We start from the raw sequence: 8,355 nt of genomic DNA on the forward strand, positions 1-8,355 counted from the left end.
AATCTTGCATTATCAGCTTTTATCATTGGTGTATAAAGAATATGTTCAGCGTGTTGTTCATATTGATTTGATGCATTGAAAACTAAATGACCAATAACGCCTTCTTTCTTATCACCCACTGTGATTTGATTCCCATAGAACATAAAATCAATAGCACGATAGGGGTCATCATAAAATCCTGATTTAAGTATTGACCATTGATTATTTGCAGCAACATCAAAGCAAAGCGTATGTTTTGGAAGGTGAATAATTAATAACTCATGGTTATCAAATTTAATGGACTCCATGACTGATGTAGATAATTCATCAGCAGAATAATGGCTCATTATTTTATCAATGGTGGCGGTGGATATTTTGTTTTTCTCACCTGAACCTATGATATAAACTGATGGCTGACCAATAGAATGATGACTGATAATGGCATAATTATCCTGATATCGGCATTGGCAATCACGACCCGCAATACCTATCTTGATCATATAAGCTGGTTGAGCAATATAAATAGGCTGTGAAGTATCAGAAGAACCGGTTAATGAAAAGTATTCTATCGTAGAAGAACCAAAACAAATAAGCATATCTCGCCATGATGCCACTGAAACTATCCCATCTGGCTGAGATTCGGCACGATAGAAGGGGCGATATCTATCCGGTTTAGATTCATCTTCCAGATCAGTCACCCCAAATCGTTCACCGCCTTTTTGTAGCCAGATGTAACGCCCCCGATTTCGACAAACATCAATCACTTCGCCTAAATCATATTGCGGGTATTTATCCTTTGGCCAGTTTGATAATGCTTTCTCTGTACCGTCATATCGATAGAACTTTAGTTTACCGTCAAAACAAACCGCCTGACTATTACCTGAATGTGATAGCGAAACTCTACCCTTACCTGATATATCAGCTATTTCTTTGTCATTAAGATAAAGTTTATTGCCACAGACTCGATAGACAGTGTTGTTTTTTGTATTAAATTGTACACCACGGGATACCCCGTTAACTTCCTGTTTTTTTTCTATTCCAGGGAATGATCTTAAATAACCGGCCGCATTCAGTATCTCTTTGGGTGTTGCCAGCATATTTACTGGCAATGCATCAATATAATCCGCTGTCCTAAAATCTTTGCCAAGACCTTTAGCAATTGGAATCTGTATCTTTGGCATGAAAATTTCTCTCAACATAATAACTATCATTGCTTAATGAGGTATATTTATTACCCTGACCGATAGGCATATCGCCACGCCTTTCTATCGATGGAACATTTAATGTATCCGTTAGAAGCGAATCATAAGATGAATATGCAGATGCTTCTTGCCTTGGAGTTGGTTCAATACCGTAATCAGATAACATTCTTAACATTAATTGATATCCAATAGCATGCTTATATTTGCTTGGAAGACCTGATTCATCATCTGTCGATGGTTTTTCATCTAATGAAAACTGATAACCAAAATCACCAAATTTAATTTGTAACTCAGCCATTAAATCTTCAAGATCATTAATACCATCTTCCATTGAAGGAGGTTCTACTTCTGTTTGAGTTGCATCGGAAGCAATAGCTGCTTTACGCAAGGCAAATAAAACAATATCGCCTTTAGTTAACTGTTTCGTCATCTTTAGCACCTTTATCTTTTTTAGATGCCTTTGGTTTTTTTACTTCATCGACAGATGAAACAAAACCCATTTTTTCGAATACTGATAGATCACTAGCTTTTATAACAGCTTGTACATAACCTATTTCATTGTCTGCCCAATAAAAAATACTCTTTCTTTCCATTTTCGAATTCCAAATAAAAAGGGAGCAAAAGCTCCCTTATTGTTAAAAAGATGGTTAAGGATTACCAAAAAATTGTCCACCCATATGCGGATTAAAACAGACATAAGAAGGTAATAAATCAAATCTCATCATCTGTTTATTTGCATCACCATCGGAATATTTGTGAACACGAATAGAAAAACCTTCATATGTTGCTACTGCTGAATCAAGACTATGCAATTTAGGCAAAGGTATTGTTCCTAAACCACAGAAAAACTTGTTGTAAAACAAATTTGGTTTCATTTGTTGTTTGGATGTACCAATGATGGAGACCTCATCTCCCGCCTTAACTTTTACATCAACAGCATTGTATTGAGCGTTTTTTTCGTCATAAATCGGAACGCCAGACAATTTTACAGTAACATCTCCTGAGCCATTTGAATCAACATCCTCAAGTACAGTTGCTGTAAAACTAATTGCTGTTGATCCATTATATAAAGTTTGCTTGCTTTGCTGATTTAACCAACTAATGGAGGTAAATTTTAGTTGATCACCTGCCTTTAAAAATCCAGTCTTGCTAGGTGTTGCGCCTGTCAATGTTATCGTAAACTGATAGGAATCCTTAACTGAAATATAATCAACTTTAGGATCTGACTTAACCGTTATTGTTCCACCAAAATCACCTTGTTCTCTTGATGCAAGCCCATTAGACATTAACGCCCGAATACCACCAAAATTACCTGATATTTGAGCATTTTCCCATGCTGTACGAACTAATTGATCTGCAGCATGTAAACCAGATTGCGCATCTGCAAGACGTTGTGCAGACCACGGATCCATAACTGCATAATTTTCACCAGTTTTAATGCCAATATCTTTCATAAATGAAGCGGTTTGAGCAACATCAGACCACTTATTTATTGGTGTATTTGGTGAACCTAATGATAAAGCGCCATTATTCATCATAAAATGCGCTAATTCTGTCTCAAGATCGGTTACCATACGTTCATGAATCGGTGATAAAATTTGCTCAAGTTGATTTAACTTTAATGCCTCTTCAATTTGAAGCCATTCCACTGCTACAGTAATGTATTCACCTACACGACCTGTTGCTTTACCAGAAATAAGATTATTTTTATCTTTTCCTGTGATATCACCTGTCTCTGTTCTTTCAGATCTAAATTGATGTGGACGTTTAAAACTAACACTATCACCTGTGCTTGAATTTATTTCTCCAGATAATAATTGCCTGTCAACGGTTTTACACAAAACAAGATCTGACATAAAGCCAGGTAAAAATTTCTTTAAAACAATTTGACTAACATTGGAATCTAAATTATTTGCCATATTTTTATACCATTATTCAATAATTGCACCTGGGCACAATTTGTTAAACTCATCTGATTTAACGTTTCCTGCTCCACCTTTTAGCTCAGGTTCTGGCTTAGATGTTTTTTTAGGTTTAGGTGCCAGTTTTACTTTCTGACTAATTTGACCTAATAGAAACGCTGCACGTATAGGATCATTCTCAGCTATTAACTGCTGGCGTAATTCTTTGTTTTTACCAAGCGCATAGGCGATAAGTTCTGTTCCTTCATCAGCAGCATGAATTAAAATTTCCTGCTGTAATATTGGAACTTCTGAACGTACAACTTCCTCCATCTCCGTATAATCTTTTACAGGTAATTTAGCTGCACGTTGTTGATGAGATTTTAAACGTTGAATAAATCGTTCCTGAATTTCTTGTTGCTGCCTTTGTTGCGCTTGTTTCTTTTGTTCGACATGGCTTTTTTTCTCATGCCAATCTGTAAGTGCTTTTTCATATATCTCTTCATCATAATCACATGATTCCAGCGTAGGTTTAGTAGGAATAACGTCATTATGGTTAACTTGCGGCTGATAAGCATGCTTGGTTGCTAATTCCTCAAGCTGACGCTTCAAGTCGCGATTTTCTTTCTGTGTCTCTTTAAAACCTTTTCTCAGGTCTTTAACCCACTTAGGCGCTGAATTTCCTTCTATTGAGTCATCTTCTTCACTTAGTGATATTTCTTCATCACCAATTTGTAGAGAATAATCTGATTCTAAATCTACTTCCTGATTTTTAGTTTCAACATTTGACTCTTGAATAGTACTGCTGTCACTATCCAGCGTTTGTTTATCTATTATATTTTGCTGTTGTGTTTCCTTATTTTCAGGCATAGTAATAACCTGATTATCGATAGTCAGTTCATTTTCCATTTATTATTCCTTAACTCTGCGAGAAGTTCGCAGGAGACTGTTAACTGTTTTGTGATTGAATTGTTTTAGCAACATCTAAGTTTTGCTTATGTTGCGTATCAGCTGCTTTTAGCATTAACTCGGCATCAGCTCTGGAAGCGTCACCTTGTTCTTTTTGAAATTGATGAAGCATTTTAAGAGCCTCTCTAATTTCTGCTCTCTTATTGCTGTCAGCAGATGCAAGAATCTGGACAACTTTAGCTTCTGCTACTCTAGCTTCAGTCTGAGCCTGAAACGCTTTAACCTGAATAGCAAGTTCTTCGTTTTTTGCTTTTTGAACCTCTGCTTGCCCCTGCATTAACACCCCTTGAGCTGCCACAAGTTCAGCGTTAGGCTGCTGTGATTGCTGTATTGCCTGCGTAACAATTTGCTCTTCTTCGGTATTGCGGGGCTTAATGACACCCTGAGTTAATAACTGTTTGCGGTTATATTCCTTAAATTCGTCAAGTCCTTCTCCATCCATATTATCTAGAATAATTCCTTGGACAACTCCACGCATTGGATCTTGAGGCAACATACCGTTCAGTAGATTAGTTAAAACTGAAACGGTAGCATCACGCCTTGCTGTATAAGATGGGCCTACATCAACAGTGACATCATAACGACCAACTGATAAATCATTCATCGCTATAATGCTCCCTGTCTGCTCATCTCTAATAGCAACTGACATTAATGCTATATCGTCCGTCCCATCTTCATTAACTATTCTAACTTGTCTATCTGATCCATAAACTTCTCTTGCCATCGATAACCAAACTTCTCCCGCCCTTTTGAGACTTTTAGCCATGTTATCTAAATAGATAAATGAAGACATATCTGAACGATTCATCAGATTATTAACTGTTTCTTTTGCTATATTACTCGGCATCTGCTGCATTGCTTGGCTTGATCCAGTGACTTCTTGAATATCATTACTAGTTTGTTGCAATAATGCAGCCATTGATTGACTAAGAGGCTGTGGTTGGGTATAGCCAGCAGGAACAGCAGGCGCAATAACATTACCTTGCTTATCCTTTACTTCTCTCAGCGGTAAGTAAGCTGGTCTTTTTTTATTTCTATCTGCCCAGTGTTTTTCTAAACCCCTAATTTGTTCCATTCCAACAATCGGAATAGAGGCTTGATCTTGCGCTGCCGAGTCTGCAAGCATAGATACCTGTAAGTTATAGAGACGCTGGGCATCCATGGCTTTTGCTATGTGACCTTCTACTCTCTCAATATCATCAATAAACCAGCGTTTACCATAAACAGGAATGAGCGGAATGTGTTCACCAGGTATTAGCTGTTCTTTTTCTAAGAAGTCATCACCGTCAACAACAGAAACATAAACACGTTTACGTTTTATTGTTCTTCTTGCTTCTTCAACAAAACCAATTTCTAACAATTCATCAAAAACTTGTTTAATTTGATCACTATCATATGTAACTATTTCACTAGTGATAGGATTTATAAAGCTGATAACTTCAATAGATTCTTTTTTTACTTCATAGTATTTAGCAATATAAACAATATCATTATCAAACCACTCATAATTCCATAATCTGTCAATTCTGTTATCTAAAGTGGCAGGATCTTTGTTGTATTCTGCTTTGTATTTATCAACTGACATTGAATACATGCAAAAAGCCCACGTTGCATCAGACTTATCATACTTTTTAGCGTCTGGATCAAACCAAACGGAACGGGAGGGATCATAAATTGGCTCTATAGATATCCGCTGCCTTTCATCAGTTGGATCAAGTTCATTAATTAAACTAGTAGTTAACCTAAAACATCCAAATCCACCTGTCGCTGCATCATCGAAGGCATTATCACATGCCTCACCACCGTCGGTTTCTTCATAATCAGCGCGAAATAAACCATTTAATTTGCTTGATAGTTCTTCACTAGCCTCTTTATCGCCAGGCCTGAATTTAACCGTAATCCGATTATTTCGATATTCACTAATAATCCGATTGAGCTCAGTAGCGATTTTGTTGATTTCAAACTTCGGATACTTCTCGAAATGATCGCTTATTTTTGTGCCTGATACTGTAGCGCCTTCCCATTGCCCACCAGGAACTCTGGCAAACCTTGTCGCTTCTATACATTTTTCTCTTACATATTTCTGCGATGAATCTGCACGGTCGAACCTGAGCATTATGAGCTCATGTTTTTTTTGTAATGTTTCAGCCATAATTACCAACTGGAAGATGAGGGGACAATTATTTCGGTGTCTTCTTTTATACGGAAAGGATTAGCAAATGACATCATTAGTGTATCAGCCATATTGGGTGATTTTATTCCTTTTGATCTCATTTCCTCTTTACTAATCAACTGAATTAATCGATTACCAGGTGTGCGTTTTCGTTGTTGTTTTACTAATTCAGATTTAAGTTGTGATAATTTATCTATTTTTGATGATAGACTTATCAGTTCCTCAGGATCAATATATTCTTTCTTTTCAACTGCACACCACGTTTTATAAAATCTATCTGCTAAATAAACCCAATATTGAGCTCGTTTATTTCTAAACGTATCGCGGTTAGTTCTGTCATCATTATTTAAAGATGGAATATATTCTCCATTGCCAGGAACATATATTTCATCAGGATAATCAGGTGAATCTCCAGCACCAAATCCAGTTACAACCATCTTATTACCGTCATTGCTAGATCTTAAATAGGTTTTTACTGTGCCAGCACCTAAGCCAATGTTGTCATAAATAAAATCATCAGCCCGATAGTCAAATGCTTCATCAAATGCCTTTATGGTAGCGTCTGCCACATCACCTTCTGACCAACTTACGCAATCCTCAACAAGAACTCCATATCGTTTTGATAGCGCCTTTTCATCCTGTCCAGAATCAGCGGGATCAAAGGTAATAACACGAATGCCTTTGGGCTTAAATCCTAACTTAATGTGCGCATCAATAGCCGCATCAACCCACTCGGGCTGAATTATCGCATCATCATAATTAGCATCACACTCGCCTCCATAAACATGAAGCCATTTTTTATAGTTATCACGCTTCATTTTCTCTGCATCATTTTTGAGTTCCTCTGGTAACCACGGATTATCTAGATAACTCACTTTGCCAACATACAAGTCATCGTCTTCGTAATAGCCTTTATCATCAATTATGTCCTTGTATGGCTTAACAAAACGCTTATATACAGCACCATCTTCTTCTGCCGGATTAAATGAAAACCATAGCTCAGAACCAGGCTTACGGATTGTTGGAATGAGTATATCAAGACTCTTTTCTGATACTGTTTCTGCTTCTTCTACCCATGCAACATCAAAATCATGCTTTGACTTGATAGAAGCAATATTACGCGCTAGCTGTCCATATTTGAAAATAGAATCATTGATGCCTTTAATGCAATTATCAAGAATACGAAACCGATTTTGTAACCTCAGCGTTTCTATTTCTGCTTGCAAAACAGCGTGTACAGAATCTTCAATTGAATTCATAAACTCACGTAAGCATAAAAACCTACGTTTATTAATAGATGCTGTTATTAATGCTATCTTAGCAAAAGAAACCGTTTTCATGCCGCCACGGCCACCAAAGTAAACTTTTATGCGCTTCGATTTAAACATCGGGGCAAACTTTTCGCTAATTTGCACCTTCACTTTTAGGTATTCCTATAAATTCAATGCTGATTTTGTTGTCCGTCTCAATCGCACCGCCATCTTTACCCGTAAGGGCGGTTTCTTGTTTTTCTGCGTAGCCGTGATTAGATAACATTAACTTAACAATTGTTGGATTGAAATCACCCTTAAGCCCATTATTTATCAGGCTATTTTCTTGGATAGTTTTTATGGCCTCTAACGTGCCCGAAAATTCTTGATTTTCTTTAGCATATTCCTGGGCGGTAGACCTGCTAATACCTAAGTAACAGGCTAGGCCAGCTACACTGGGTACCACATCGCCTACCGTTTTATATTCGCCCATTAAATAGTCTTTGGCCTTGTTAAGACTCACGACTAATTTACTTGGACGTCCAACTTTCTTTTTACTCACCATAAGTTACTCGCCAGATTTACTGGAAAAGGAGTAAAGCCTCTTTCCCTTTTTGAATTGACTTTTGCGCACGGGCAACAGGCGTACTTTCCGCACCGGACTCATGCCATAAATCCCGAAATATCTCAAATTTAAGCTTCTCGTCTTTCACAAAATCGATAGTTATTTGTGCTGCTGCTGTATCAAGTAATACCAACCTTAAAATATCAAGCCGCATTTGTTGTTCTGCGGTAATTTCTTTCATCATTTCACCTGTTTCAAATTAATGTTTATGTTTAGTTGCACTCTTCGCCCATCGTTTAGCCTGATTCAGACAATC

The 8,355-nt window shown here is 37.2% G+C and carries 9 protein-coding genes; all 9 read right to left on the bottom strand.

The window, feature by feature from the left end:
- Window positions 1–1,160, bottom strand: a 1,160-nt coding sequence (locus G468_RS0114930; RefSeq protein WP_026823757.1) for a packaged DNA stabilization protein, incomplete at its 3' end; no start/stop codon positions are given.
- Window positions 1,132–1,611: a packaged DNA stabilization gp4 family protein gene (locus G468_RS0114935; protein ID WP_026823758.1), complete on the bottom strand. Its 480-nt coding sequence runs from the start codon at window positions 1,609–1,611 to the stop codon at window positions 1,132–1,134. The genes G468_RS0114930 and G468_RS0114935, both read right to left, overlap by 29 nt.
- Window positions 1,592–1,774, bottom strand: coding sequence for a hypothetical protein (locus tag G468_RS0114940; RefSeq protein WP_026823759.1), 183 nt, complete (start codon window positions 1,772–1,774; stop codon window positions 1,592–1,594). The genes G468_RS0114935 and G468_RS0114940 overlap by 20 nt, the downstream gene beginning before the upstream one ends.
- A gap of 54 nt (window positions 1,775–1,828) precedes the next feature.
- Window positions 1,829–3,100, bottom strand: a complete 1,272-nt coding sequence (locus tag G468_RS0114945) for a P22 phage gp5 family major capsid protein (RefSeq protein ID WP_026823760.1) — start codon at window positions 3,098–3,100, stop codon at window positions 1,829–1,831.
- A gap of 12 nt (window positions 3,101–3,112) precedes the next feature.
- Window positions 3,113–3,991: a phage capsid scaffolding protein gene (locus tag G468_RS0114950; RefSeq protein ID WP_026823761.1), complete on the bottom strand. Its 879-nt coding sequence runs from the start codon at window positions 3,989–3,991 to the stop codon at window positions 3,113–3,115.
- 40 nt (window positions 3,992–4,031) lie between these two features.
- Window positions 4,032–6,203, bottom strand: a complete 2,172-nt coding sequence (locus G468_RS0114955) for a portal protein (RefSeq protein WP_026823762.1) — start codon at window positions 6,201–6,203, stop codon at window positions 4,032–4,034.
- 2 nt (window positions 6,204–6,205) lie between these two features.
- The gene (locus G468_RS0114960; RefSeq protein WP_246067241.1) at window positions 6,206–7,645 is read right to left on the bottom strand and encodes a PBSX family phage terminase large subunit; all 1,440 of its coding nucleotides are present in this window, start codon (window positions 7,643–7,645) and stop codon (window positions 6,206–6,208) included.
- Entirely contained in the window at window positions 7,629–8,039 is a 411-nt protein-coding gene (locus G468_RS0114965; RefSeq protein WP_026823764.1) for a DNA-packaging protein, read from the bottom strand. The genes G468_RS0114960 and G468_RS0114965 overlap by 17 nt, the downstream gene beginning before the upstream one ends.
- Before the next feature lie 16 nt (window positions 8,040–8,055).
- Complete coding sequence (locus G468_RS0114970) at window positions 8,056–8,280, bottom strand: DUF2560 family protein (protein ID WP_026823765.1); 225 nt, start codon at window positions 8,278–8,280, stop codon at window positions 8,056–8,058.
- Window positions 8,281–8,355 lie beyond the last annotated feature (75 nt).

The organism is Arsenophonus nasoniae DSM 15247 (genome assembly GCF_000429565.1).
GTDB classification, from domain to species: domain Bacteria; phylum Pseudomonadota; class Gammaproteobacteria; order Enterobacterales; family Enterobacteriaceae; genus Arsenophonus; species Arsenophonus nasoniae.

Coding starts and splice junctions, on each gene's coding strand:
- G468_RS0114935 (WP_026823758.1), bottom strand. CDS start 1,611: ATGACGAAACAGTTAACTAAAGGCGATATTGTTTTATTTGCCTTGCGT.
- G468_RS0114940 (WP_026823759.1), bottom strand. CDS start 1,774: ATGGAAAGAAAGAGTATTTTTTATTGGGCAGACAATGAAATAGGTTAT.
- G468_RS0114945 (WP_026823760.1), bottom strand. CDS start 3,100: ATGGCAAATAATTTAGATTCCAATGTTAGTCAAATTGTTTTAAAGAAA.
- G468_RS0114950 (WP_026823761.1), bottom strand. CDS start 3,991: ATGGAAAATGAACTGACTATCGATAATCAGGTTATTACTATGCCTGAA.
- G468_RS0114955 (WP_026823762.1), bottom strand. CDS start 6,203: ATGGCTGAAACATTACAAAAAAAACATGAGCTCATAATGCTCAGGTTC.
- G468_RS0114965 (WP_026823764.1), bottom strand. CDS start 8,039: ATGGTGAGTAAAAAGAAAGTTGGACGTCCAAGTAAATTAGTCGTGAGT.
- G468_RS0114970 (WP_026823765.1), bottom strand. CDS start 8,280: ATGAAAGAAATTACCGCAGAACAACAAATGCGGCTTGATATTTTAAGG.